General features: G+C 69.1%; 28 protein-coding genes. 11 read left to right on the forward strand and 17 right to left on the reverse strand.

Annotation, left to right across the window (positions count from 1 at the left end):
- Both ABID97_RS26390 and ABID97_RS26395 read right to left on the reverse strand, forming a co-directional pair.
- Positions 1-699 carry an HAD-IA family hydrolase gene (locus tag ABID97_RS26390; protein WP_354402157.1) on the reverse strand — a complete coding sequence of 233 codons (699 nt, stop codon included), beginning with the start codon at positions 697-699 and terminating at the stop codon, positions 1-3.
- Between the two features lie 179 nt (positions 700-878).
- Complete coding sequence (locus ABID97_RS26395) at positions 879-1373, reverse strand: DUF2231 domain-containing protein (RefSeq protein ID WP_354402159.1); 495 nt, start codon at positions 1371-1373, stop codon at positions 879-881.
- 180 nt (positions 1374-1553) lie between these two features.
- Between ABID97_RS26395 and ABID97_RS26400 the strand changes: the two genes are divergently transcribed.
- The 6 genes from ABID97_RS26400 to ABID97_RS26425 all read left to right on the forward strand — a co-directional run bounded on the left by ABID97_RS26400 (position 1554) and on the right by ABID97_RS26425 (position 6455).
- Positions 1554-1985 (forward strand): hypothetical protein, encoded by a 432-nt coding sequence (locus ABID97_RS26400; RefSeq protein WP_354402161.1) that lies wholly within the window; start codon positions 1554-1556, stop codon positions 1983-1985.
- 124 nt (positions 1986-2109) lie between these two features.
- Positions 2110-2430 carry a hypothetical protein gene (locus ABID97_RS26405; RefSeq protein ID WP_354402163.1) on the forward strand — a complete coding sequence of 107 codons (321 nt, stop codon included), beginning with the start codon at positions 2110-2112 and terminating at the stop codon, positions 2428-2430.
- Entirely contained in the window at positions 2427-3851 is a 1425-nt protein-coding gene (locus tag ABID97_RS26410) for a TolC family protein (protein WP_354402165.1), read from the forward strand. Before ABID97_RS26405 ends, ABID97_RS26410 begins: the two co-directional genes overlap by 4 nt.
- Before the next feature lie 38 nt (positions 3852-3889).
- A complete protein-coding gene (locus ABID97_RS26415) occupies positions 3890-5305 on the forward strand; it encodes a multicopper oxidase family protein (RefSeq protein WP_354402167.1) in 1416 nt (471 codons plus the stop codon).
- 92 nt (positions 5306-5397) lie between these two features.
- On the forward strand, positions 5398-5712 hold the full coding sequence (locus ABID97_RS26420; protein ID WP_354402169.1) for a copper-binding protein: 315 nt from the start codon (positions 5398-5400) through the stop codon (positions 5710-5712).
- A 242-nt stretch (positions 5713-5954) separates the two neighbouring features.
- Positions 5955-6455: an ABC transporter ATP-binding protein gene (locus ABID97_RS26425; protein WP_354402171.1), complete on the forward strand. Its 501-nt coding sequence runs from the start codon at positions 5955-5957 to the stop codon at positions 6453-6455.
- Between the two features lie 31 nt (positions 6456-6486).
- Here the strand turns inward: ABID97_RS26425 and ABID97_RS26430 are convergent, their stop codons facing one another.
- From ABID97_RS26430 to ABID97_RS26440, 3 genes are read right to left on the reverse strand one after another with little or no spacing between them, the layout of a single operon-like run.
- Entirely contained in the window at positions 6487-7188 is a 702-nt protein-coding gene (locus ABID97_RS26430; protein ID WP_354402172.1) for an SDR family NAD(P)-dependent oxidoreductase, read from the reverse strand.
- Positions 7178-8149: a Bug family tripartite tricarboxylate transporter substrate binding protein gene (locus ABID97_RS26435; RefSeq protein ID WP_354402173.1), complete on the reverse strand. Its 972-nt coding sequence runs from the start codon at positions 8147-8149 to the stop codon at positions 7178-7180. The genes ABID97_RS26430 and ABID97_RS26435 overlap by 11 nt, the downstream gene beginning before the upstream one ends.
- 45 nt (positions 8150-8194) lie before the next feature.
- Complete coding sequence (locus ABID97_RS26440) at positions 8195-9133, reverse strand: dihydrodipicolinate synthase family protein (protein ID WP_354402175.1); 939 nt, start codon at positions 9131-9133, stop codon at positions 8195-8197.
- Between the two features lie 112 nt (positions 9134-9245).
- Between ABID97_RS26440 and ABID97_RS26445 the strand changes: the two genes are divergently transcribed.
- On the forward strand, positions 9246-10190 hold the full coding sequence (locus tag ABID97_RS26445) for a LysR family transcriptional regulator (protein ID WP_354402176.1): 945 nt from the start codon (positions 9246-9248) through the stop codon (positions 10188-10190).
- 16 nt (positions 10191-10206) lie between these two features.
- On the opposite strand, the gene ABID97_RS26450 is transcribed toward ABID97_RS26445, so the two are convergent.
- From ABID97_RS26450 to ABID97_RS26505, 12 genes are all read right to left on the reverse strand, one after another.
- The gene (locus ABID97_RS26450) at positions 10207-10575 is read right to left on the reverse strand and encodes a hypothetical protein (RefSeq protein ID WP_354402177.1); all 369 of its coding nucleotides are present in this window, start codon (positions 10573-10575) and stop codon (positions 10207-10209) included.
- 12 nt (positions 10576-10587) lie between these two features.
- The gene (locus tag ABID97_RS26455) at positions 10588-11187 is read right to left on the reverse strand and encodes a cytochrome c oxidase subunit 3 (RefSeq protein ID WP_354402179.1); all 600 of its coding nucleotides are present in this window, start codon (positions 11185-11187) and stop codon (positions 10588-10590) included.
- Positions 11184-13148, reverse strand: coding sequence for a cytochrome c oxidase subunit I (ctaD, locus tag ABID97_RS26460; protein WP_354402180.1), 1965 nt, complete (start codon positions 13146-13148; stop codon positions 11184-11186). The genes ABID97_RS26455 and ctaD overlap by 4 nt, the downstream gene beginning before the upstream one ends.
- Before the next feature lie 40 nt (positions 13149-13188).
- Positions 13189-14157, reverse strand: a complete 969-nt coding sequence (coxB, locus tag ABID97_RS26465; RefSeq protein WP_503012828.1) for a cytochrome c oxidase subunit II — start codon at positions 14155-14157, stop codon at positions 13189-13191.
- The gene (locus ABID97_RS26470) at positions 14154-14714 is read right to left on the reverse strand and encodes a c-type cytochrome (protein WP_354402184.1); all 561 of its coding nucleotides are present in this window, start codon (positions 14712-14714) and stop codon (positions 14154-14156) included. The genes coxB and ABID97_RS26470 overlap by 4 nt, the downstream gene beginning before the upstream one ends.
- Positions 14711-15553 (reverse strand): substrate-binding domain-containing protein, encoded by an 843-nt coding sequence (locus ABID97_RS26475; protein ID WP_354402186.1) that lies wholly within the window; start codon positions 15551-15553, stop codon positions 14711-14713. Before ABID97_RS26475 ends, ABID97_RS26470 begins: the two co-directional genes overlap by 4 nt.
- A complete protein-coding gene (locus ABID97_RS26480; RefSeq protein WP_354402188.1) occupies positions 15531-17345 on the reverse strand; it encodes a methanol/ethanol family PQQ-dependent dehydrogenase in 1815 nt (604 codons plus the stop codon). The genes ABID97_RS26475 and ABID97_RS26480 overlap by 23 nt, the downstream gene beginning before the upstream one ends.
- Positions 17346-17467: 122 nt before the next feature.
- On the reverse strand, positions 17468-18418 hold the full coding sequence (locus tag ABID97_RS26485) for a cytochrome c oxidase assembly protein (RefSeq protein WP_354402189.1): 951 nt from the start codon (positions 18416-18418) through the stop codon (positions 17468-17470).
- 15 nt (positions 18419-18433) lie between these two features.
- The gene (locus ABID97_RS26490; protein WP_354402191.1) at positions 18434-19126 is read right to left on the reverse strand and encodes an aspartate/glutamate racemase family protein; all 693 of its coding nucleotides are present in this window, start codon (positions 19124-19126) and stop codon (positions 18434-18436) included.
- Positions 19123-19599, reverse strand: coding sequence for an Lrp/AsnC family transcriptional regulator (locus ABID97_RS26495; protein WP_354402193.1), 477 nt, complete (start codon positions 19597-19599; stop codon positions 19123-19125). Before ABID97_RS26495 ends, ABID97_RS26490 begins: the two co-directional genes overlap by 4 nt.
- Before the next feature lie 100 nt (positions 19600-19699).
- Positions 19700-20833 (reverse strand): saccharopine dehydrogenase family protein, encoded by a 1134-nt coding sequence (locus tag ABID97_RS26500; protein ID WP_354402195.1) that lies wholly within the window; start codon positions 20831-20833, stop codon positions 19700-19702.
- 170 nt (positions 20834-21003) lie between these two features.
- Positions 21004-21786, reverse strand: a complete 783-nt coding sequence (locus ABID97_RS26505; protein ID WP_354402196.1) for a DUF899 domain-containing protein — start codon at positions 21784-21786, stop codon at positions 21004-21006.
- 188 nt (positions 21787-21974) lie between these two features.
- Here ABID97_RS26505 and ABID97_RS26510 point away from each other — a divergent pair, with 188 nt between their 5' ends.
- From ABID97_RS26510 to ABID97_RS26525, 4 genes are all read left to right on the forward strand, one after another.
- Positions 21975-22424 (forward strand): NUDIX hydrolase, encoded by a 450-nt coding sequence (locus ABID97_RS26510; RefSeq protein WP_354402198.1) that lies wholly within the window; start codon positions 21975-21977, stop codon positions 22422-22424.
- A gap of 203 nt (positions 22425-22627) precedes the next feature.
- A complete protein-coding gene (locus tag ABID97_RS26515; protein ID WP_354402200.1) occupies positions 22628-23887 on the forward strand; it encodes an MFS transporter in 1260 nt (419 codons plus the stop codon).
- Between the two features lie 113 nt (positions 23888-24000).
- Complete coding sequence (locus ABID97_RS26520; protein WP_354402202.1) at positions 24001-24297, forward strand: YciI family protein; 297 nt, start codon at positions 24001-24003, stop codon at positions 24295-24297.
- Between the two features lie 125 nt (positions 24298-24422).
- Positions 24423-24980 (forward strand): hemerythrin domain-containing protein, encoded by a 558-nt coding sequence (locus ABID97_RS26525; protein ID WP_354402204.1) that lies wholly within the window; start codon positions 24423-24425, stop codon positions 24978-24980.
- Positions 24981-25184 lie beyond the last annotated feature (204 nt).

Consider the following 25184-nt stretch of genomic DNA (forward strand, 5'->3'; position numbering starts at 1 on the left):
TCAGCGGCCCGCGTCGACGGCGTCGGCCAGTTCGGCCAGCGTGTGGAAGTGGTAGTCGGGTTCTGTGCGCTTGGACTCGATGGTGCCGCCCGATCCTTTCTGCGCATGGCGGCGCTCGATCCAGCAGGTGGCGATGCCCAGCTGTTTGGAGATGCCGATGTCGTGGTACTGGCTTTGCGCCACGTGCAGGTTGTCGGCCTGCTTGTAGCCCCATGCGCCTTCGAAGCGCCCGCGCGCATAGGCGAAGTAGCGCGCATCGGGCTTCTCGCACAGCGCGTCGTCGCAGCTCAGCAGCATGTCGAAGGGCGAGCCCAGCGTCTTGTCGAAATGGGCCAGCGCCCAGTGCTGCGCGTTGGTCATGGTGACCAGCTTGAAGCGCTTCTTCAGCCGCTTCAACGCATCGATCGAATCCGGGAACGCCGGCCACTGCGCGACGGAATCGCGCAGGCCTTGTGCGAGCGCGTCGCTGTCCGGCAGGCCGAGCTTGGGCGCGATGGCGTGCCAGCAGCGCTCGAGGTCGTCGGGGTACCAGCCCGCGTTGCCGTCGGCGCGGGCGACACGGTAGGCGGCCAGAAAGTCGTCGTCGCTCACGTTCGCGTCGGGCACCGCCGAACGCAGATAGGCGAGCATGCCGCCTTCGAAGTCGATCAGCGTACCGACCACGTCGAAAGTGAGGACCTTGAAATCTTGCAGGGACATACGAGAGAAGCTCCAGTGAGGCAGGGAAAAGGCATCGCAGCGGCAACAGACGAAGCTGTCTGTCCGCTACGAGCATAGGAGCCTCGCCGGGTCTTACCGGATCGAATTGGTCCTGCGAACCAGCAGAGAATTTCGCAGTCGTGCCGATGACGGCATCTTGTTTGGCAACGGGGCTGGCGCTACTGCTTGCCCGCTGCCGCGTGCCGGTGCTTGCTGAGCGAGCTGGACGCGTTCAGGCCGGCGTCCTCGTCGACGCCGACGGCGAGCCGGTCCACCAGCTCACCGCCGAGCCAGGCCGTGACCAGCGCAATGGCAGCGCCCAGGAAGGCCCAGACCATCTGGCGTGGCTCCGGAGCGTAAGCCGTGTCACGCAGAAAAAAGCTCAGGGCAAACAGAAGCATCACCACCACGTTGCCGGCGCCATGGATCGCGCCGATGCGCTTGGCGCGCGTGCCTGCGGGAATGCTCAGCCAGTCGATGGTGCCGAAGGGCGCGGCCAGCAGGCCACCGACCAGGCCCGCCGCAATCATCCAGTACGACACGGCCGCCATGACCTGGCTCCTGCCGGCCAGATAGATCAGGTCGAAGACCACGGCCGTGGCCAGCAGACCCAGCGGAAAAACCACCAGCATCTGGTGCACGGAATGGCCGAGGAAACGAGCTTTTGCATGCATGGGATCACCTCCATTGGCTGCTTGTGGAACCGAAATCTGAGGCGCAACGAGCCGTAACCGGCGCGGGCGTCGGCCGCCTGTAAGGGTCGGCAGTTTCCTACCGGAGCGGTGCACGCTCGACGTGGCGCATGGATACACCTGCGGCATCGACGGGCGCGCCGCGTTGCCTACAATCTGCCGATGCGCCAGGTTCGTCTTTTCGTGTTGTGGATCGTCATGTTTGCCGTGCCTTTCCAGGCCTTCGCGGCAACGGCGATGGAGTTTTGCGCACCGGGGCATGGCGGTGCGATGGTGGCGGCGAGGGCAGGCGGCGAAGCTGCCCAACCAGCGGCGCATGCGAACGGGCATGCGGATCATCACCACCCCGACGCAGCGGCCCCGCACGATGCAAAGACGCCCACGCCGGGCAGCGCCGACATCGCACCAACCGCCCATGCGGAGCCCGACACGATGCACAAGTGCAGTGCGTGCGCCGCGTGCCACGCCACGGCGCTGATCAGCATGCTGGAACTCGCCGTGTTCCAGGGCCTTCCTGGCGCCGACCTGGTCGCGCCCCCCGACGCGGTGGCCACGGTCGTACCGCGCCTTCTCGACAAACCTCCTCGCGCCTGAAGTGTTCGTGCGCCTGCGTGCGGCCGGGCCACGGGCCGCGCGCCAGCGCGCATGCATCGCCTGCGTCATGCCTTGCCCACGGGCGGCTTCTTGACGCACTCGTTCATGAACTCGCGAGGACGCCATGTTCCATTCATCGCCGGCCGGTTGGCTGGCCGCACTTTCTGCTTTCGCGGCGATTGCCACATCGGCGCAACCCGCGCCCACCGTCCTGAACTACAAGTCCGCGCTGGAGGGCTACCGGCCTTTCACCGACGACAAGCCGATTCCGTGGAAGGAGGCCAACGACACGGTCTACCGCCGCGGCGGCTGGCAGGCGTATGCCAAGGAGGCTGCTGAGGCCGCCCCGCCCGCGGCGGCCGAACCGTCCAGGGGCAGGTCAGATGCGCCCGACCCGCACCAGGGCCATGCGATGCCGATGCCGGCTCAAAAGGAAAAGCCATGAAGCGGGCGCTGCGCCTTTCGGCCGTCGCCATCGCGGCCGCCTTCCTGGCCGGCTGCGCCTCGGTGAGCATCGACGACGCCCTGCACGGCACCAACACCCAGGCGCAGGCCTTCACCGGCGGCAAGCTCGAATTCAGCCGCACGCAAGCGCAACGCGACCGCCGTGCCGCACTGGCGCAGGAGCTGCTGTCCAGGCCGCTCTCGCAAGGCGACGCGGTGCAGCTCGCGCTCGCCAACAGCCCTGCGGTGCAGGCGCTGGTGGCGCAGGGCTGGGGCGAGATGGCCGCCGCCGACCAGGTGGGGCGGATGCCCAACCCGGTCTTCACCTTCGAGCGCGCGCGCCTCGGCAGCGAGCTGGAGATCGGGCGGCTGCTGTCCTTCGGCCTCGTCGACCTCATTCTGCTGCCGCAGCGCCTGTCCATCTCCCGCGGCCGGTCTGAAGAGGCCCAGCTGCGGCTCACCGGCGCCGTGGTCGACCAGGTCACGCAGGTGCGCCACGCGTGGGTGCGCGCCGTCGCCTCGCAGCAGATGCTGCAGTACGCGGGGCAGGTCAACCGCTCGGCCCAGGCCAGCGCCGAACTCGCGCGCCGCATGCAGCAGATCGGCAACTTCAGCAAGCTGCAGCGCGCACGCCAGCAAGTGTTCTACGCCGATGCGACCACGCAGCTTGCGTCGGCCCAGCATGCTGCCACGGCCGCGCGCGAGGACCTGGTGCGTGCGCTGGGCCTGGACGATGCGCAGGCCGCTCAACTGGCATTGCCCGACCGGTTGCCCGACCTGCCGAAGGCGCCGCGCGAGCCCAGTGAAGTGGCCGCCACCGCGGCCGAGCAGCGCCTTGACGTGCAGCTTGCGCGCGCGCAGCTCGACGCAGCGGGCAAGTCGCAGGGCCTCAACCTGCTGTCGACCTTCATCGACGTGGAGGTGGGCGGCCGGCGCGACACGGTGTTGGACAACGCCGAAGGCACGAAGGGCACGCGCCGCGGCTACGAACTGGACATCCGGCTGCCGCTGTTCGACTGGGGCTCGGCGCGGCGCGACGCGCTGAACGCGCAGTCGCTCGCGGCGGCCAACCGCTACGACGCCGCGGTGCGCAGTGCCTCGTCGCAGCTGCGCGAAGGCTACTCGGCCTACCGCACGGCCTACGACATCGCGCGGCACTACCGCGACGAGATCGTGCCGCTGCGCCAGGCCATGGCCGACGAGAACCTGCTTCGCTACAACGGCATGCTGATCGGCGTCTTCGAGCTGCTGGCCGAGGCGCGCGACCAGGTCGCGAGCGTGAGCAACGCGATCAATGCCCAGCAGCAGTTCTGGCTGGCCGATGCCGCGCTCGCGGCCTCGGTCATCGGCAAGCCCACGTCCATGCGTACGTTGGCAACCAGCGCTGCAGGCGAGGGCGCCTCCGCCGGCGCGGCCCACTGAGTGCGCCGCAGTCCCACCCAACAAACATTCGAAACGACATGACCAACAGACGCAATTTCCTCAGCGGCGCGGGTGCCATCACGGGCGCCCTGGCCGCCACGAGCGTGAGCAAGGTGGCGATGGCCGCATTGCCCGAGCCCGCCATCCAGACCACGCCCGACACCATGCCGCCGCTCGAGCCAACCGTCGGGCGGCCCTACGACCCGGTGGTCACGCTCAACGGCTGGACCCTGCCCTGGCGCATGAACAACGGCGTGAAGGAGTTCCACCTGGTCGCCGAGCCCGTGGTGCGCGAAATGGCCCCCGGCTTCAAGGCCAACCTATGGGGCTACAACGGCCAGTCGCCGGGCCCGACCATCGAAGTGGTGGAAGGCGACAGGGTGCGGATCTTCGTAACCAACAAGCTCCCCGAACACACCAGCGTGCACTGGCACGGCCAGCGCCTGCCCAACGGAATGGACGGCGTCTCCGGCCTCACGCAGGCGCCCATCAAGCCGGGCAAGACTTTCGTCTACGAGTTTGTCGCGCGCCGGCCCGGCACCTTCATGTACCACCCGCATGCCGACGAAATGACGCAGATGGCCATGGGCATGATGGGCTTCTGGGTCACGCATCCCAAGGCCGCGCATCCGCTGATCGACAAGGTCGATCGCGACTTCGTCTTTCTGCTCAACGCCTACGACGTGGAGCCCGGAAGCGCCACCCCCAGGATCATGACCATGCTGGACTTCAATCTCTGGTCGTGGAACAGCCGCATCTTCCCCGGCATCGATTCGCTCAACGTGAGGCTGAACGACAAGGTGCGCATCCGCATCGGCAACCTCACGATGACGAACCACCCGATGCATCTGCACGGGCATGAATTTGTCGTCACCGGCACCGACGGCGGGCCCATGCCCCGGAGCACGCGCCACCCCGAGGTGACCACCGACGTGGCGGTGGGCCAGATGCGCCAGCTGGAGTTCGTCGCCGACGAGGAGGGCGACTGGGCCTTTCATTGCCACAAGAGCCATCACACGATGAACGCAATGGGCCACGACGTGCCGACGCTGATCGGCCTGGACCACAAGGACATGGTCAGGCAGATCACGAACCTGGTGCCCGACTACATGGTGATGGGCGAGCGCGGCATGGCCGACATGGGCGAGATGGAGATGCCCATACCTGACAACACCGCGCGAATGATGAGCGGCGAAGGGCCGTTCGGCTCGGTCGAGATGGGCGGCATGTTCAGCGTGGTGAAAGTGCGCAAGCACCAGAAGCCCGGGGACTATTCGAACCCCGGCTGGTTCCGGCACCCGAAGGGCACCATGGCCCACGAGCTCGATGGGCCGCCGCCCGAGGCTGCGCGCCAGCGCGAGGCCGGCGCCGCCACCATGCCTGCCCGGAACATGCCGGCCAGGAACATCGAAGTGCAGATCCGCAAGCCCGGCAGCGGGCACGCGGGGCACTGAATGCATTGAGAAAAGCATGCGCCGCAACTCGCCGAGCAAACGCTACAACTTTCAGCAAACACACACGATGACCCAACGTTCGCATTTCATTCATGGCGGCCGTGGCCGCATTGGCCTTTGCGGGCGCAGCCACTTCGCAGACGTCCGCGTCCGACGCCCCTCCCACGCCTCAGGCCGCAGCCTCCGATCTCGCTGACGGCGAGATCCGCAAAGTGGACAAGGACAACAAGAAACTCACCATCAAGCACGGCCCGTTGAAGAGCCTCGACATGCCTGGCATGACCATGGTCTTCGGGGTCAGCGACGAGGGCATGCTCGACAGGTTCCAGGCCGGGGACAAGGTGCGTTTCGATGCAGGGAAGATGGACGGCAAGATGGTCGTCGTGCGCATCGAAGCTGCGCGGTAGTGTCGATGCTCGCCTGGCACCAGGCCGCTAGTTGGGATGGATCGTGAAGAATTGCGTTTCCTACTTCCTCCGGCGAGTCGAAGGCCTGTCCCCAACGCGCAGCAAGGGAGTAGGCTAGCCCCGCACATCAAGGTCCAGCAAAAAGACGCTGACTCTGTACCCGCATCTGAATCTTCCAGGAGCGCAAGGCGACCGGAGCATGCCGACGTGTACCAGGGCCGCCAAATGAATCAGGAAACAGTATGAAGAAGAGCAATGTCCGCCTTGCGGCCACCGTACTTGCCACAAGCGCATGCTTCAGTCCGGTCGTTTACGCCGCGACTTCGACCGAGCCAGGGACGGAGGCCTCATGGGAGTTGGTAGTGGCTCCCTTCACGCACCACTGGCGCAAGGATTCAGAACACCGTCATGTTGTTCTGCTCGGGCTGGAGCGCATCGAATCCAATGGCTCCACCATGGGCGGTGCACTCTTCAGAAATTCATTTGGCCAACTCTCGGCCTATGCGTACTACGGCCATGAATGGGATGCCCTGATGGGCGCCGAGTCGCTGTACTTCAAGTTGTCCGGCGGAATCATCTACGGCTATCGTGGGCGCTACAAGGACAAGGTACCACTCAACGTCGGAGGCTTCTCTCCGGCGATCATCCCGGCCATCGGTTGGCGCTTTACACCCAAGGACGCCATCCAGGCTGCCGTTCTTGGCAAGGCAGGAGTGACCTTCTCCTACGACCGCCGTTTTTGATGGGTGTCAGCGCCTGATCGGACTAAAAGCGTCAGCGGTGCAGCGACGATCCGCCGCAGATGGCGATGTCCTGCCCAGTGATGGCCGCCGCCGGCGCGGAGAGCAAAAAGGCGACGAGCGCCGCAATCTCCGTCGGCTCGATGAGCCGGCCGATGGGCGGCAGGCGCGGTGCGCTGCCGGCGCGGGCCGGGTCCTGCAGCATCGCGGTCTGCGTGGCGCCGGGCGACACCACGTTGACGGTGACGCCGCTAGTGGCCACTTCCGCGGCCCAGCTGCGCGCGAGCGCGATGACCGCGGCCTTGGTCGCGGCGTACTGCCCGCGGCCCGGCAGGCCCTGCGCCACGCGGCTCCCGATGAACACCACGCGGCCGCGGCCGCGCGCGGCCATGGCGGGCACGAGCGCATCGGCCAGGCGCGTGGCCGCGTCCACGTGCAGGCGCCACATCAGTTCGCCGCCCGCATGGTCGAGCTGGCCGAGCGGGCCCACGCGCAGCACGCCGGCGGCATGCACCAGCGCGTCGGTGTGCTGCAGGGCGGCAGCATTGCGCGCGATGTCTTCGGCATTCGACAGATCCACCGTGGCATGCGCGAAGTTCGCATGCGAGAGCGTCGGCGCTGCCAGGTCGAGCCCGGTGACGCGCCAGCCGCCCTCCAGCAGGTGCTCGGCGATGGCGCGGCCGATGCCGCCGCTGCTGCCCGTCACGACGGCATGCGGGGCGGCTTCATTCGACACGGATGTTGCCCTCGACGATGATCTTCTTCGAGCGCTCCATGTCGGCCTGCTGGAACTTCACGAAGTCGTCGACGCTGCCGGGCGTCAGCAGCAGCCCCTGCGCGTTCAGCGTCTCGCGCATGTCGGTGGCCAGCGCCTTGTTCACTTCGGCATTGAGCCGCTGCGTGATCGCGGCCGGCAGCTTGGCCGGGCCCCACAGGCCGTACCAGCTGTAGAACTCGTAGCCCGGAATGCTCTCGCCCACGGTCGGCACGTTCGGCAGGCTGGTGGCGCGCGCGGCCGAGGTGACGGCCACCACGCGCAGCATGCCGCTCTTGTGGTACTGCAGCGAGCCGAGGATCGGGTCGATGAAGCCGTCGATCTGCCCGCCGATCAGGTCCTGGAACGCCGGCGCCGTGCCCTTGTAAGGCACGATCAGGTAGTCGAGCCCGCCCGCGCGCTTGAGCAGCTCGGTCGACAGATGCCCCGCCGAGCCGATCGAGCCGACCGCGAAGGTCATCTTGCCGGGGTTCGCCTTGGCATAGGCGATGAGCGACTTGACGTCGGTGATCGGCAGGTTCTTGTTGATGGCGACCGAGAGCGGCGCCTTGGCGACCAGCGCCACCGGCGTGAAGTCCCGCACCACCTCGTAGGGCACCGACTTCATCGTCATCGGCGCCGTGGTGAAGGTGGAGGCGTTGAACAGCAGCGTGTAGCCGTCGGCCGGTGCCTTCGACACCACGTCGGCGCCGATCACGCCGTTGCCGCCGGGCCGGTTCTCCACGATGAAAGGCTGGCCCGTCTGGTCGCCGAGCTTCTGCGCGAGCAGGCGGCCTACCGTGTCGAGCGTGCCGCCGGGCGGGAACGGGATCACCACGCGCACCGGCCGGCTGGGCCAGGGCTGCGCCTGTGCAAAGCCTGCGGATGCCGAGGCCAGTGCGAGGGCCGCGAGCGCGGCGCGCACAAAATGGTTGCGTTGCATGTCTTGTCTCCTTGTTTTCTTTGAACGGGGCCCGGCGCGAGTGTCTCAGCGCTTCGAGAGGCCGGCCTGCGCGACCGCGGCACGCAGCGCTTCCATCTCTTGCGCATCGGGCGCTTCGGTCGGCGGGCGCACCGTGGCGTTGGCAAGCACGCCGGCCAGGTACATGCCGCCCTTCATGCGCGCATGCGCCTCGCCCGTGGGTTCGCCGCCGCCGTAGACGGCGTCCTTCAGCGGCGTGATGAGGGCCTGCACCGCCATGGCCTTCTTCAGGTCGCCGGCCTTGACCGCATTCCACAGGTCGATGATCAACTGCGGAATGAAGGTGGCGAAGCCGACCAGCGCGCCATCGACACCCTGGACCATCGAGGCCAGCAGGTATTCGTCGTGGCAGGTCAGGATCGCCTTGGACGCATCGGCCTCGCGAATGGCCTGGATGTCGCGGGCGTATTTGTTCATGTCGCGCTGGCCAACCTTGAAGGCCTGCAGGTAGGGCAGCCGGGCCAGCTCGGCCAGCAGCTGCGACGAGTAGGAGGCGCGGGTCCAGGCCGGGTACACGTGGCAGACCAGGTCGAGCTCCGGCGCGGCGCGGTGGATGGCCTCGAAGTATTGCAGCGCATGGCCCGGCGTGAAGCCGAAGCGCAGCCAGTGGTGCGGCGGCATCACGTCGAGCGCGACGGCGCCGGCGGCCGCGGCGGCCCGCGCATGCTCGGCGGCGTCGGCCAGGCCCTCGCAGACGATCGACGAGATCACCGGCATGCGGCCGCGCAGCTCGTCGGCCACGATGCGGGTCACCTCGGCGCGTTCGGCCGGGGTGAGCGAGAACACCTCGCCGGTGTGGCCGTTGGTCATGATCGCCACCACGCCGTCGTGGCCGGCTAGCCAGGACGCGAGCTTGCGCAGCGCCGGCTCGTCGATGCGGTAGTCGGCGGTAAAGGGGCATGAAATGGCGGGGATGATCCCGCGATAATTCGCGATGGAAGGCATGCTGTGTCTCCGTTGTGGTCCAGGGGTGCAGGAATGAGCGCATCTTTGCCGCCGGGGCAGGTACCGTCCAATACTCGAATCGCATACAACTATTCAACCGATCGCGCAGCCCATGGGCCCCGGCAACCGACCTCTCGATCTCGAATGGCTGGAAGACTTCCTCGCCCTGGCCGAGAGCGGCAATTTCTCGCGCGCGGCGCTGGCGCGCTCCATCGCCCAGCCCGCGTTCAGCCGGCACATCCGCGCGCTGGAGGAATGGGTGGGTGTCGACCTGGTCGACCGCAGCGCGCACCCGGCGGCGCTTACCGCGGCGGGCAAGCGCCTCCAGCCGCTGCTGCAGGAGGTGCTGGCCGCGCTGGAAGCCGCCCGCATCAAGGCGCGCGCGGCGCACGACCTGGCCGCCGCCAGCCTGAGCTTTGCCGCGACGCACGTGCTCTCGCTGACCTTCTTTCCGCGCTGGCTGGGCCGCGTGGAGGCGCGGCTGAGCCTGGGGCCGATCCAGACCATCTCGGACAGCGCGCAGGCCTGCGAAGACCTGATGCAGCAGCGCCGCGTGCAGTTCGTGCTGTGCCACGGCCATGCCGGCGCGCCGGGCCGGCTCGACGAGGCGCAGTACCCCATGGTGCGCCTGAGCGAAGACCTGCTGGTGCCGGTGGCGGCGCCCGATGCGCAGGGCGCGCCGCTGCATGCGCTGGGCGCAGGCCGGCCGCCGCCGGTGCTGGCCTACGGAGAGGCGTCGGGCCTCGGGCGCATCATGCGGGCGATCCAGGACAGCGAGCTGGGCAAGGACTTCGCGCCCTCGCTGCCGGTGGTGTTCACCGCGCACCATGCCGTGCTGCTGCGCACCCTTGCGCTCGAAGGGCGCGGCCTGGCGTGGCTCCCCATGAGCCTGGTGGCGGACGACCTGCGCAGCGGCGCGCTGGTGGATGCCGGCGCGGGCGGCTGGCGCGTGCCGGTGGACATCCGGCTGTACCGCCAGGCCGCCCACATGTCGCCCGTGGCGGAGTCGCTGTGGCAGCTGGTCGGCGATGGCGCTGGGGCGGGCCTCGCGTCCTGAACACGCCGGCCCGCGTTCACTGAAAGCAGGGCGACAGCACCCACGCGGCGAACCACTGCGACGCGACCACCAGCGTGAACAGCGCGCCGACGCCCGTGGCCGCGGCCGCAAGAAATCGCTGGCGCACCGCGGGCCATGCCGCATCGTCGTCGGGCGTCGGGCTGGCCGGCGACTCGGCATGCAGGCGGTGCCACTCGTACGCCGCGAGCAGCGTGGGCGCCAGGCAGCCCAGCAGCGCCACCAGGCTCATCGCATGCACCAGCAGCGTGGTCTGGGAGTCGCAGGCGTGCGGCACCGCGGCGTAGGCCAGCGTCTGGTAGAGCAGGGCGAAGGTGGGCACCACCAGCAGCGCCAGCCATGTCATCGAGCCCCGGAGCGTTGTCATCGCCGGCCTCCTTCAGATGCGCGGCACGCCATAGATCACCGCATAGATCGGCAGCCACGAGAACACGACGAAGTACCAGTACATCGCGTTCTCGCTCACGTCGGCAAAGCGCTGGCCTTCCACCGGCCCGGTGAAGAGCAGCACGTCGAGCACGGCCGTGTCGTAGGTATCGGTGAGCAGGTGCACCGTGTGCAGGCCGAGCAGCGTCCAGACCACCGAGCCGTAGGCGTTGCTGTCCCAGCGCGTGTTCAGCGCCGCAAACTCGAAGCCCCGCAGCACCAGGAACACGACGGAGAACAGCAGGCACACCAGAAGCCACACGCGGGTGCGCCGGAGGTCGCAGGCCTCGGCCGCGCGCTTGGCCTTGTGGTTCGGCCAGAGGCTCGCGAGCAGGATCAGCGTGTTGGCCGATCCCCAGAGCAGGTCGGGCGGCGGGGCGCCAAGCGGCCACTGGTCCGACTGGCTGCGCAGGTACAGGTAGGCGCCGATGCCCAGCGCGAACAGGGTGCTCTCGATGGCGATGAGGCCGAAGGTGCCCCACCACATCAGGCTGCGGTGGCCGAACGCATAGCTCGGCAGGCCGGAGACGTCGAGCTCGCGCCGCGCGGTCATGGCTTGCGCTCCAGGCTCAGGTGCACCGCGGTTTCGGAGCGCCGCGGCCAGAACCACGCGGTGAGGGCGATCGCGATCGGGATGCTGCCCCAGACCACCGCCCACGGCGTGAAGACGGAGCCGATGAAGAGCCCGGTGACGGCCACCGCGCTGACGAAGGGCCAGATCGTCGGATCGGGAAAGTTCACGCGCAGGTCGGGCCGCGCATCGAGCACGGTGGTGGCGAGCAGCTCGCGCGTGTCCGCCGCAAGGCCGCCCACATGCGTGAAGGCCGGCGAGCTGCGCTGGGCTTCCGCACGCGGCGCCTCCCAGAGCGGCTCGCGGCCGTGCACCACCGGAATCGCGTGGAAGTTGCATGGCGGCGGCGGCGACTCGGTGGCCCATTCGAGCGTGCCGGCGCCCCAGGGGTTGGCGCCCGCCATCGCGCCCCGGCGCAGGCTGCGCACGGCGTTCACCATGAAGAGCAGCACCGACACGGCGATCACCACGGCGCCCACGGTTGCGACCAGGTTCAGCGTGTCCCATCCCAGCCCTGCCTGGTAGGTGTAGACCCGGCGCGGCATGCCCCTGAGGCCGAGCAGGTGCATCGGGAAGAAGGCCACGTTGAAGCCGATGAAGAAGAGCCAGAAATTCCAGCGCCCAAGCCGCTCGCTCATGAGCCGGCCGGTGACCTTGGGGTACCAGTAGTAGAAAGCGCCGAAGAGCGGGAACACCGCGCCGCCGATCAGCACGTAGTGCAGGTGCGCCACCACGAAGTAGCTGTCGTGCACCTGCAGGTCCAGCGGCACCGAGGCCAGCATGATGCCGGTCATGCCGCCCAGCACCAGGATGAAGAAGAAGCCGAGCACGAAGAGCAGCGGCGTCTTGAAGTCGAGCCTGCCGCTCCAGAGCGTCGCGATCCAGCAGAAGATCTGCACCGCCGAAGGAATCGCGATCAGCATGCTGGCCGCGGTGAAGAAGCTCTTGCCGAGCTCGGGCAGGTTGACCGCGAACATGTGGTGCACCCAGAGCCCGAACGCCAGGAATGCGGTCGCGATCAGCGCCAGCACCATCGCCGTGTAGCCGAACATCGGCCGCCGCGCAAAGGTCGGGATGATGGCCGAGATGAACCCGAGGCCCGGCAGGAAGATCAGGTACACCTCCGGGTGGCCGAAGAACCAGAACAGGTGCTGCCAGAGCACCGCGTCGCCGCCTTCGGCGGGGTTGTAGAAGTGCGTGCCCACGAGCCGGTCGGTGATGAGCGTGGTGCTGGCCAGCATCACCGAAGGCATCGCGAACAGGATCATGAAGGCCGTGACCAGCATGGCCCAGGCGAAGAGCGGAATGCGGTTGAGCGTCATGCCCGGCGCGCGCAGCTTGAACACCGTGGTGATGACCACGATGGCCTCGACCAGCGCCGAGAGCTCGGTGAAGGTGATCATCTGGGCCCAGAAGTCGGTGCGCTTGCCGGGCGAAAAATCGGGCCCCGCAAGCGGCACGTAGGAGAACCAGCCCACGTCCGGCCCGGCACCCAGGAAGAACACGACGTAGAGCATCAGCCCGCCGAACAGGAAGATCCAGTAGGCGAAGGCATTGAGGCGCGGAAACGCGACGCTGCGCGTGCCCAGCATCAGGGGCAGCAGGTAGATGGTCACGGCCTGCATCACCGGCACGGCGAAGAGAAACATCATCGTCGAGCCATGCATCGTGAACAGCTGGTTGTAGAGGTCCGGGCCGACCAGCGTCGAACCCGGTCGTGCAAGCTGCAGCCGCATGACGAAGGCCAGCAGCCCGCCGGCCACGAAGAAGCCGAAGGTGGTGACGATGAAGCGGCGCGCAATCGCCTTGTGGTTGACGGCCGAGAGCCAGCCCATGACGCCCGGCGGATCGCGCCATGTCGCGTCGAGCGCGGCAGCTTCGCGCGAGCCCGGGCCGGGACCGTCCTTCAGGCGGGAGGCGGGCGCGTGGCGGGGCTGGTCCATGGCGTGTCCTGGCGAGTCCTGGCGAGTCCTGGCGTGTGTGTCAGCGCAGCGTCTGCAGATAGCCGACCAGTGCGTCCATGTCCTCGGACGAGAGCTGGGTGGCGGGCATGTAGGTGCCGGGCTTGATCTGCTGCGGATCGGCGATCCAGCGCTTCAGGTCGTCCGGCGTGTTGGAGAGGCTGCCCGCGGCCAGCGTGCCGCGGCTGGCCATGTGCGTGAGGTTCGGTCCGCGCACGGCCTGCGCCGGCGTGCCGTCGATCGCGTGGCACATCGCGCAGCTCGATCGCATGAAGATCTCGCGCCCCCGCAGCGGCGGGCCCGGCGGCGGCTCGGGGGCCGGGCTGCGCTGCGCCGCGGCCCAGGCCTGGTAGCGCTCGGGCGCATCGGCCACCACGAAGAAGGCCATCAGCGCATGCTGCGAGCCGCAGAACTCCGCGCACTGGCCGCGGTACACGCCTTCGCGGTCGGCGCGAAAGTTCATCGTGGTGGTGCGGCCCGGAATCAGGTCCTTCTTACCCGCCAGGCTCGGCACCCAGAAGCTGTGGATCACGTCGTCGGCCTTGAGCGTGACGATCACGGGCCGGCCGGTGGGCACGTGGATCTCGTTTGCCGTGATGAAGCTGTCGGCCACCTGCGGCTCCACGTAGCGCACTTCCCACCACCACTGGTGGGCCGTGACCTCGAGCCGCAGGGCGCCGTCGGTGGACATCCGCGCGAGCGCGCGGTCGGTGAAGATGCTGGCCGCAATCAGCACGAGCAGCAGCAGCGTGGACGCCGCCAGGGCCGCGGCCACGGCATGGCGCCGGCCGGGTTCGGGCCGGCCCACGGTGGACAGGTCGGGCGCGCTCTGCGCATTGCCGCGGCCCGCCCGCATCAGCGCGATCAGCAAGGCCGCGAGCACGGCCGCGAACACCAGCCCGCAGACCGCGAGCGTCAGCATCCACAGCGCATGCACATGGCCGGCCTGCGGGCCGAAAGGTGCGAGAACGTGGTGCAGCGAGTCCATCATTTCGTCCCCGGGCGCGCCGGTTCGGGGTCGCGCGCCGCTTCCGGTTCGTTGGCCTGCAGGGTGTCGCCGCGGCCCGGCGCCACGTCCTTGCGCAGCTGGCCGCTCATGGAGCGCACGTAGGCGGTGAGTTGCCACACCTGGTCTTCGTTCAGGTGGCCGCCGAACGAGGGCATGCCGTTGGGCCGCCCCTGCACGATGGTGCTGAAGATCTGCGCCGGCTCGCTGCCGTAGCGCCACTGGTCGTCGGTGAGCGCCGGCCCCATGCCGCCGCCGCCCTGCGCGTGGCAGCCGGCGCAGTTGTACCAGCGGTACAGGCGCTTGCCCTGGCTCACGCTGTAGGCGTTGTCTTCATACCCCTGGCCGTTGCCCGCGGGCAGGCGCACCGGGTCGTCGCGCGGCCCGGCGGGTTGCAGCGAACTGGTTCTCGGCGCTTGGGGGCTCGGGCTCGCCTGGTTGTCCGGCGGCGTTTCGAAGCGGCGCATCTCGCGCTCGCAGCCGGCCAGCGCCATGGCCAATGCGAGGGCAATCGCGAGGGAGGGCACCGCGCTGTCCGTCATGGCTGCTCCGGCTGCGCAAGCGGCATGCGCGGCACCGCATGGTCGTCGAGGATGCGGTCGATGTCGGCGCCGCGCCGCGCGATGAAGTCGTCGAGCCGCGCCTTCATCGCGCGGTCGCCCTTGCGCACGCCCATGGCAATCGAGAACGCGAACGGCAGGTCCGGATCGGCCGGTGCCGCGGCCGGGGTGATGCGCAGCGGCGGCGTGGCGCGTGAGGCGAAGTAGCCCGCCTGCGGCCCCCAGACCACCGCGGCGTCGAGTTCCCCGCGCGCCACCGCATCGACCATGCGCTGCGCCGGCGGCGCTTCGCCGGCCACCGTGAAGCCGACCACGTGGCGCACCGCGTCGTGCCGCGCCAGCACATGGCCGGGCGGTGTCGCGGCCAGGTTGTTGCCGACCAGCTGCACGCCGATGCGCAGCGCAGGCAGGCGGGCGTCGTCGAACGAGCGCAGCCCGCGGGAGGCCGTGGCACCGGTGTCGTGCTGCACGAAGACATAGGTCGAGCGGTAGTAGGGCCGCGTGGTCAGCAGGCGCTCGTCGCCCGCGGGCACGCCGATGACCACGTCGCAGGCATTGGCGCCAAGCGTCTTGCGCACGAAGCCGCGGCGGTCGGGCAGCCACGCGTACTGCAGCGGCAGGCCGAGGTCGTCGGCGAGCAGGCGCGCGATGCGGTTCTCGAAGCCGCTCTGGTCCTCGCGCGAGTAGGGCAGGTTGTCGGGCTCGGCGCAGACGCGCAGTGCCGCGGGCATGCCGGCTGCAACAGGCTCCTGCGCGCACAGCAGCGCGAGCAGGGCGGCGCATGCGGCGCGCGCAAGATCAGTCGGGCAGCTTGAAGACATAGAGCTTGCCGCCCTTGCGCGTGGCCGTGGGCAGGTCCTTCATGGCGTTGGCGAAGCCGAGCGCGGCGGTGCCGTCGCGCGCGTCGAGGTCTCCGGAGACCACCGCGCCGGCCCAGCCCCCGACACCCGAGAGCACGGCCACGTACTGCTTGCCGTCGGGGCCGCGGTAGGACACCGGCTGGCCGATGATCCCGGAGTCGGTCTTGAACTCCCAGCGCACGGCGCCGGTGTGGGCGTCGAGGGCCTTGAACCAGCCGTCCATGGTGCCGTAGAAGACCACGTCGCCGGCGGTGGCGAGCGCGCCGCTCCAGACCGGAAAATTCTCTTCCTTCGACCACCTCGCCTTGCCGGCCACAGGGTCCCATGCGGTGAAGCGGCCGCGGTGGCCGCCCGGTCCGCCGTACATCCGCGCCTCGGTGCCCACATAGGGCGTGCCCGCGATGTAGCTCACCTGGGAAGACTGGCTGTCCTGGCACAGGTTCTGGTGCGGGATGTAGACCAGGCGCGTGCGCGGTGAATAGGCCGAAGGCTGCCAGTCCTTGGCGCCGGGCGAGGCCGGGCAGATCCCGCGGATGGTCTTGCCGACCTTCGGCTCCTTGGTGGGGTCGTAGCGCAGGCGCCCCGTCTTCAGGTCCACGCCGGACGATGTCGTCACCTTCACGAAGGGCTGGGCCGACAGCACCTCGCCGCTCGCGCGATCCATCACGTAGACGTGGCCGTTGCGGTCGGGGTGGACCAGCACCTTGCGCGCCTTGCCGCCCACCTCGGCATCGATCAGGATGTTCTCGTTCACGCCGTCGTAGTCGTGCAGGTCGTGCGGGCTGAACTGGTAGAACCAGACCGCCTCGCCGGTGTCGGGCCGGCGCGCGAAGATGCCGGCGGTCCAGCGGTTGTCGCCGGGGCGCTGTTCGGGATTCCACGGGCCCGGATTGCCGGTGCCGTAGTAGATGAGGTCCAGCCCGGGGTCGTACGAGATCCAGCCCCACACATTGCCGCCGCCGATCTTCCAGGCCCCGGGCGGCCACGAGCTCACCCCCAGGTCCTTGCCGCGGTCCTGCGCATAGAAGGACTTGAACTGCGGGCCGATCAGCACGTCGCTGTCGGGCCCGGTGCTCCATGCGCGCCAGGCGATCTTGCCCGTGGCCGCGTCCAGCGCGGTGAGCCAGCCGCGCACGCCGAACTCGCCGCCGCTGTTGCCCACGAGCACCTTGCCCTTGACCACCAGCGGCGCCATGGTCATGGTTTCGCCGGCGCGGATGTCGCCGAGCTTCGCGCGCCAGAGCTCGGTGCCGCTGGCCGCGTCGACCGCGATCGTCTGGTTGTCCAGGGTGTTGAAGAACACGCGGCCATCGGCATAGGCGGCGCCACGGTTGACCTGGTCGCAGCAGGCCACGCCTTGCGAGCCGGCGTCGGGCTTGGGCTCGAACTTCCACTTGAGCGGCGCGCCGGGCTGGGTGAGGTCGAGCGCGAAGAGCACGTTGGGGTAGGGGCCGACGATGTACATCGTGCCACCGACCACCAGCGGCGCCGCCTCGTGTCCGCGCACCACGCCCGTCGAGAACGTGAAGGCCGGCTGCAGCTTCGAGACGTTGGCGGCCGTGATCTGGGCGAGCGGGCTGAATCGCGTGCTCGCAGGGTCGCCAGCGGCCATCGTCCATTCGCCTTCGCCGGGCGGCGGGGTGTCCGCCGGGGCCGCCGGCTGTGCGAAGGCCATTGCGAACGGCAGGAGGCCGCCGGCCAAGAGGCCGGTCCATCCTGCGCTGTGCTTCTGTGTGTGGTTGTGGCTTCGCATGGACTGTCCGTCCGACAGGGGAGTAGCAGCAACTTAGCTGCGCACGGGCCGGCCGCTGTAGGGCCGCAGGCCGACCGGCCATCGGCCCCCATTGATGAGCGGACCGGGGCGCTTGCCGCTGCTTAGCGGGGCGGCATGGCGCCGGGGGCAGAGTGCGCGGGCGCGTCGCCCTGCAGCAGCCGTGCGGCGGCCGCGAGCGCCACCACCAGGTAGGCGAGTCCGGCCGGCACCCACATGATCAGCCCGCCGAGGCGCTGGTCCTCGAGCAGGTCGAAGCCGAGCGCCGGCGTGCTCGCCCCATAGGCCGGGTACCAGGGCACGGTGGAGAAAGTCAGCAGTGCGCCGAGAGCGCCGGTGTGCACCATGGTCGTGAAGAGATACAGCATGGAACTGCCATGCCCTGCGCGCGAGGCCCCGCCCAGCGGCGGCCACCAGAACAGCAGCGCCGTCACCAGAAAGCTCGCATGCTGCAGGGTGTGCACGCCCGGGCTCTGCAGCGCGGCCTCGAAGAACGGCGGCAGGTGCCAGACCCAGAGCGCGAGCCCGTGCAGGGCCCAGGCGACCGGCGCACAGGTCAGCACGTCCCAGGTGGCCGCCACGGCCGGCAGCCGCACGAAGCGCCCGGCCGGGGCACGCCAGGCCATGGGCAGCGCCCAGGTCCAGACCGCCAGGGGCCGGCCGATCACGAGCAGCGGTGCCGCCAGGATCATGAGCACCTCGTGCTGCACCATGTGCGCGGAAAAAAGATGGCCGCCGAGCGCATCGAGCGGCGAGACCAGCGCCACCACCAGCGCGAGCCAGCCGGCGCCGAAGGACGCGGCGCGCGCCATGCCGAGCCCGCGCCCCGCGCCCGCCTTGCGCCACAGCCGAAACAGGCCGGCCGCGTACAGCAGCAGGCTCGCGCCGAGACAGGCCAGCACCCAGGGCTCGAAGCTCCATCCGATCGCGGCCACGGGCGCGTCCGCGGGCTGCGGTGCATGCGCGCCCGCGAGGGGCGGGGCGAGCAGCAACAGCAGAAGCAGCGCGGCGCGTGCGATGCGCCGCGAGCCGGTCGGCGGCATCACGGGTGGCATGCGCCGTAGTCTGGACTAACTTGGCCGATTCTGCAGCGCGTCGAGAGCGCTCCAGGTTTCAAGGATCAGCGTCTCGATGTCGTGCACCTGGCGGCCCGTCGCCGCGGCCACGCTCTGGCGATAGGGCGGCATGTTCGTGCATTCGAGCACGATGTGCTCGACGGTGGGATCGGCCTCCACCAGGCGCATGGCCGCTTCGACCACGTTGCGCTGCGCTTCGGCGAGGTCCAGCACCGTGTCGTCGTTCAGGATGCGGCGATGGAGCTCGCAGCCGGGGCGCAAGCCCGCCACCGGCGTTCCCTCAGGGACACCCGCGGCTTGCAGAATGCGCGGCGTCAGTGAATGCGCATCGAAAGTGACGATGCCCGGATGGGCGTGGCGCCGCACCTGCAGCAGGCTCGAAGTCACGACCGGCACAGGGACCGCGTCGGACAGCAAGGCCTGGTACGCGGCCAGGAAGCCGCAACTGGTGGTGATCATCGACGCACCGTCGGCGGCGAGCCGGACCGCGGCCTCGATGAAGGGCTGGATCAGCCGCGGGTCGGCCTGCTCGACGATGCGCCGCGGCGACGCGCCTTGGACGGTGGCAAAGCGCACGGGAATGCCGGCGCGCGCGTAAGTCTCGGGATTGCCGACGTCGCCGGGCGGCCGCGGAAAGCGCGTGTCGAGCATCAGCACGCCGAGGAAGCCGCGCGGGGCAGCCGTCATGGCACCACAGGCTCCGGCGCCGTGGCGATGGCGCTCCGGCGGTCGATCTTGCGGCTCAGCACGATGGAGGTCTGCGTCTGGTGGATGCCGTCGAGCTGGCCGAGCTGGTCCAGCAGCACGTCGAGTTTTTCGGGCGTTTCGCAGCGCAGGAAGACCATGTAGTCGAACTGGCCGCTCACGGCCGAGAGCTCTTCCACCTCCGGCAGGCGCTCGAGCGCGCGGATCACCGCCGGCGCGCTTCTCGCGTCGACGCTGATGCCGCAGATCGCGCACACCGCGGCATGCGCGAGCTTCTGTCCGAGGCGCACGCCGTAGCCCGCGACGACGCCATCGCGCTCGAGCCGTGCGATGCGCGCGACCACGGTGGTGCGCGCGATCTTGAGCTTGCGCGCCAGGTTGGCGGCCGGTTCGCGGGCGTTGGCCTGCAGCAGGCTCAACAGGTGGCGGTCGAGATCATCCAGTCGTCCATCCATCGCACGGTCTCCTCGAATTCGAGTGGTTTGACCGGGATGCTAAGGCAGCGCGCGCAGGAACACGCCTCGGCCCTGCCGCGGCGGTGCCCGCGCGGGGCGTTCAGGCTTCGGCGAGCTCCTTGTGCGCGGGGCTGGACGCGCCCACGCCGAGGCCGTGGAAGTAGTGCCCCACGCGCGTCGCAAGAAAAGCCTCGAGCGGCGCCTGCTCCTGCCGCACGAAGCCCGCGCACGGCAGCTTGCCCTGCAGCACCAGTTCGAGCACGCCGACCACGCCGGCTGCCGTGGTGAGCTCGATGGCGGTGCGCGCCTTGCCGCGCAGCGTGGCGCCGAAGACGCGGCCTACGCGGGTTTCCTGCTCGAAACGGCCGCTGCGCAGGCCCGAGGCCGATGCGAACACGATGACAACGTCCTCGCGGCTGTGCGGCACCGCGTGCTCGAGCACCTGGCGCAGCAGGTCGCGCCGCTCGATCAGGCGCAGGTCGTGCAGCAGGAAGTTCATCGCGTCGCGATGGCCCGGATAGCGGATGGTCTTGTAGTCGAGGTTGCGCACCTTGCCGTGCAGCGTCTCGCACAGGGTGCCCAGGCCGCCCGAGGTGTTGAAGGCCTCGAAGGCTTCCGCATCGAGCGTGAAGGTCTCGTGGCCCTCCATCGGCTGTACCGAAACGAGCTGGCCGTTGACGATCGCATCGCAGGCGTTGCAGTACTCGTTGATGACGCCGTCGATGCTCCAGGTGAAGTTGTAGCGCAGGCTGTTGGTGGCATTGCGGGTCAGCGCGCCGACGCGAAGGCGCAGGTCGTAGAGCGCATCGAAGTCGCCCGCGAGATGGCTGCCGAGCATGCCGACCACGCCGGGCGCGAGGCCGCTCTGCGGCATCAGCACCGAGGTGGCCTCGCGAGAGAGCTCGCGGATGGCATGCGTTGCCGCCACGTCTTCCGTGAGGTCGAAGTAGTGCACGCCCAGCCGCGCGGCCTGCGTCGCCACGCGCGCGGCCAGGAAGAAGGGCAGTGCGTTGATGACCACGGTGTGCGATGCGAGTTCGCGCGCCAGCGCGGCATCGTCCTGCACGTCCAGCAGGATCTGCCGCACCAGCGGATCGCCCGACAGCTTGCCCGCGCACTGGTCGGCCAGCGTCACGGGCACGCGGTGGTACTCGGCCACCATGTCGGCCACGGTGCTGCCCACCTTGCCGGCGCCCAGGACCAGGACGTTCTCGAGTTGTAGCTGCTTCGACATTTTTTTCTCCAGCGGGGCAGACGGCCCCGTGAAGAAAAATGTAGAAGCGAAGGCTGGCAGTTGCCAGCGCGCAGAACGTCGAAATCGCCGGTGCTTTCGACGCTTCGACCAAGGTGGCTGACGTTACGACGCAGCGGCGACCGCTCGGCCAGGATGCAGGGGCCGCCTGCTTACTGGCCCTGCGCGCGGAACGCGGCCTCGCCGGCATCCGACACCTCGACCCATGTCTTGTCGGGTGCCGTCTCGGCGGCGTAGTTGTCGTGCCAGTTCCACCACTTGTAGGTCGGCGTCTGAGGATAGCCCGGGGGCGAGTGCTCCCAGACTTCCTGCCGGCCAAGCGGCGTGATGTCCAGGTAGTTCCAGGTGCCGCCCATCTGCTCGTCGCCGCGGTTGTTGACGAAGTAGGTGCGGTACACGCGGTCGCCGTCGCGGTAGAACACGTTGGTGCCGTGCCACTCGTCGACGCCGAAGTCGGCATCGAAGCCGTCCGTGAGGGTGAACCACGGAATCTCCCAACCCATGCGCGCCTTCAGCCGTGCGATGTCCGCCTGCGGCGCCCGCGAGACGAAGACGAGCGTGGTGTCGCGCGCGTTCAGGTGGGCCAGGTGCGCCACCTGGTCGGCCACCATCGAGCAGCCGCGGCAGGCGTGGTCGGGCCAGCCGAACACGCCGGGCTCGAAGAAGGCGCGGTAGACGATCAACTGGCGCCGGCCTTCGAACAGCGCGGGCAGGCTGGCCCTGCCCGCGGGCCCTTCGAAGGCGTACGATTTTTCCACCGCCGTCCACGGCATGCGCCGGCGTTCGGCGGCCAGCGCATCGCGTGCGCGGCTCTGGGCTTTTTCCTTCACAAGCAGTTGCGCATGGGCGGCCTGCCATGCCTCGGCGGACACCACGGGTGGGGTCTGCATGGCGGGCTGGCGGCCGTTCGCTTCGGTATCGGCTAGGGTGCTCATCGCTGGAATCTCCGGGTTGGGCGAAGGCCGGCGCGCGGTTGCGGCGCGCGATGCCATTCGGTGCTTGCTCATCGCTCGTTGCCGAGCCGGGAAAGACAGTTTGATGCGGCAGGCCGAAGACCGGGAGTAACAAGTTTGGCGGGATTGCCGGGGCGCGGATGCCCGCGGCTGGCGACAATCGGCAAGCTATGAAGACCATCTCCTATGGCGTGCTCATCTTCAACGAGCAGGGCCAGCTTCTGCTGGCCCATGCAACGGGACAGAAGCACTGGGACATTCCGAAGGGCGGCGCCGAAGCGGGCGAGTCCGCGCGCGACGCGGCCCTTCGCGAGGTCCAGGAAGAAACCGGCATCGAACTGGACGCGGATTCGCTGCAGGAGCTCGGCCGCATGCCGTACCTGGCGCGCAAGGACCTGCACCTGTTCCGCGTCGTCCTGCACACCCGCGACTGCGACATCGCGGCGTGCCGCTGCACCAGCTTCTTTCCCCACCATGCCTCGGGCGCGATGACACCGGAGGTCGACCAGTTCCGTTGGGTGGACATCGCGGACATCCCGGCCCATGCCGCAAAGTCGATGACCGCGCTGCTGCGCAAGCTGCCCGGTTTCGAGGCCATGCGGCCCGGCACCGCCGGATGAAGAAGCGTGCCCGGGGCGCTGCGCTCTGCTACGATTTGCCCACGGGAACACAGCCTCCCGTTCTTCAAGGTCAGACGGTGTCCCGTCCAAGCGCTGGTGACTCACAACGAAAGCCGTTTCGTGGACACCGCCTTGCCTGACGCACCCTTCGCATCCCTCGCGCCTTCTGCGCGCCTGCCCATCGCCTCGATCAAGGAGGCGCGATGAGTGCCACGCCCTTGTCCCGCCCCGCGAAAGGCCTCGCGCGCCTCTTGCCTGCCGGTGTCGATCCTGCCGCCTTGCCGCTGCTTGCCGCGCGCGGGCTGCGCGCCTTCGGCGACGGGTACATGGCCGTGCTGCTGCCCGCGTACCTGCTTTCGATCGGACTCGGAACGCTCGAGGTCGGGATCGTCAGCACCGCCACGATGCTGGGCTCCGCGCTGGCCACGCTCGCAGTGGGCGCCTGGGGCTATCGGTTCGCGGGCGGACGGCTTCTCCGGGCTGCGGCCTTGCTGATGGCCGCCACGGGCCTTGGCTTTGCGGGCCTTTCGTCGTTCTGGCCCTTGCTGGTCGTCGCGCTGGTCGGCACGCTCAATCCCAGCTCGGGCGACGTCAGCGTGTTTCTTCCGCTCGAGCATGCGCGCCTGGCCGCAGCGGCGCAGGGCCATGCGCGCACGGCGCTGTTCGCGCGCTACAGCCTGCTGGGTGCATTGTGCGCAGCCATCGGCGCGCTGGCCGCTGCCGTGCCCGACTGGCTGGTGCGCCACGGGCTGGCGCGGCCCGACGCGCTGCGCGGCATGTTCGTGGTCTACGCGTTGATCGGGCTCGCCGTCTTCTGGCTCTACCGGAACATGCCGGGCGATGCCGGTGGCGGCCACGCCGGCGCTGTGCCTGTGGCGCCCGCACCGCTCGGGCCATCGCGCCGCGTCGTGGTGCGGCTGGCCGCGCTCTTCAGCGTCGATGCGTTTGCCGGCGGGCTGATGGTCAATTCGCTGATGTCGCTGTGGCTGCTGGAGCGCTTCGGCTTCTCGCTGGCCCAGGCCGGCGTGTTCTTCTTCTGGACCGGCCTGCTCGGCGCGGCTTCGCAGTTGGCCGCACCGGTGGTCGCGCGGCGCATCGGCCTGCTCAACACCATGGTCTTCACCCACCTGCCGGCCAACGTCTGCCTGGTGCTGGCCGCGCTGGCGCCGAACCTGCCGCTCGCGCTCGGCCTGCTGATGGTTCGCAGCGCACTGTCCTCGATGGACGTGCCCACGCGCACTGCCTATGTGATGGCGGTCGTGACGCCGGCCGAACGCAGCGCCGCGGCGAGCTTCACGGCCGTGCCGCGCAGCCTGGCCGCGGCCATCAGCCCGACGCTCAGCGGCGCGCTTTTTGCGGCCGGGTGGATCTCGCTGCCGCTCATTGCCTGCGGACTGCTGAAGATCACCTACGACCTCGCGCTGTGGCGGGCCATGCGGCGGGACAGGATCGATGAGGCGTGAGCTGCGGCAGCCCGGATGCACAGGCGCATCGTCACACCCGCGACCGGCGCGGCGCCCTCGCTGCGCTATACCGCGGACTTGCCCATTGCCCGTGTACGTCCAAGGAAGCTCGAATGAAATATTACCTCTGCAAGTTCTTGCCGCCGCGCGCCGATTTCCTCGCGACGATGACGCCCGCGGAACTCGAGCTGATGAAAGCCCATGGCGCCTTCCTGAACGACCTGCTCGGCAAGGGCGTGGTGGTCGCGCACGGGCCGGTGGACGATCCGGCCGGCGGGTGGGGCCTGTCGCTCTACCAGGTCGGCGACGACGAGGACATGCAGGCCCTGACCTCGCAGGATCCGATGGTGGTGGCCGGCGGCGCACGCTACGAGATCCTCCCCATGCGCCATCTGCGTTCGGCAGGCTGATCCTCTTCGGGTCACGCCTCGGTCCACTTGCGGGACGGGCCGCAACGCTGTAGAACGATGGTGTTAGCCGTCCGATCGCCCGGGGCCATGCCGCCGGGCCGTTCGCAGGTGGAAGGAGGTGAAGCATGTTGGCAGCCGAATGCGCGTGGGTGATCCTGCGCGCCGAGCACGCTCGCACACGGGAGCTGCTGGCCCGGCTCGATGCGGTCTCGAAACCGCATGAGGATGGCCCCTGCATCCACCGGCGCGCCGGCACCGCCATCCGGGTCATCGAGCGGCTCCAGGCCTTCGAGGAAGCGACGCACCGTCCCAAGGGCGTGGTCATGCTCGACATGCTGCGCGGCAGGTCGGACGAGGCCGACGAGCTGCTCGAACAGCTCGACGCGGAGAGCGAGCGCTGCGGCCGCCTGCTCTTGCAAGCCAAGGCGAAGCTCAAGCTTGCAGAGACCGGCGACACCGGTGCGGCCCTGGAGGCCGAGGCCCTGTTGCGGCAGCACCGCCAGGTCATGTACACGCACCTCGACAAGGAAGACACGCTGCTGCACTCGCATACGGCGCTGCTGCTCACGCCGGAAGAATGGGCCAAGGTGGTCTCGTCGATCTCCAAGCAGGTGCGCGCCGCCAAAGATCGCGACCACCGGCGGCCACAGCGCCACGTGCACGCTGCCAAACCCGCGCCCTGAGCCGAGGCCGGAAGGCGCCGCGGCGCACCCCTAGGGGTTTGCCCCGAACCGCCGGTCCGGCGCGGCGGACTGCCGCGCCGCCACTCATCCGGATCTCCGGCGCGGCACCCGTTCCATCCGGGCCCCGCTCCTCGTGAAATCAACGACTTAGCGCGCGTTGCGCGCCACGCGCCGCGTGGCACATCGATTGCTGTGTACCAGGGC

The organism is Variovorax sp. OAS795 (assembly GCF_040546685.1).
In the GTDB taxonomy this organism is placed as follows: Bacteria; Pseudomonadota; Gammaproteobacteria; order Burkholderiales; family Burkholderiaceae_C; genus Variovorax.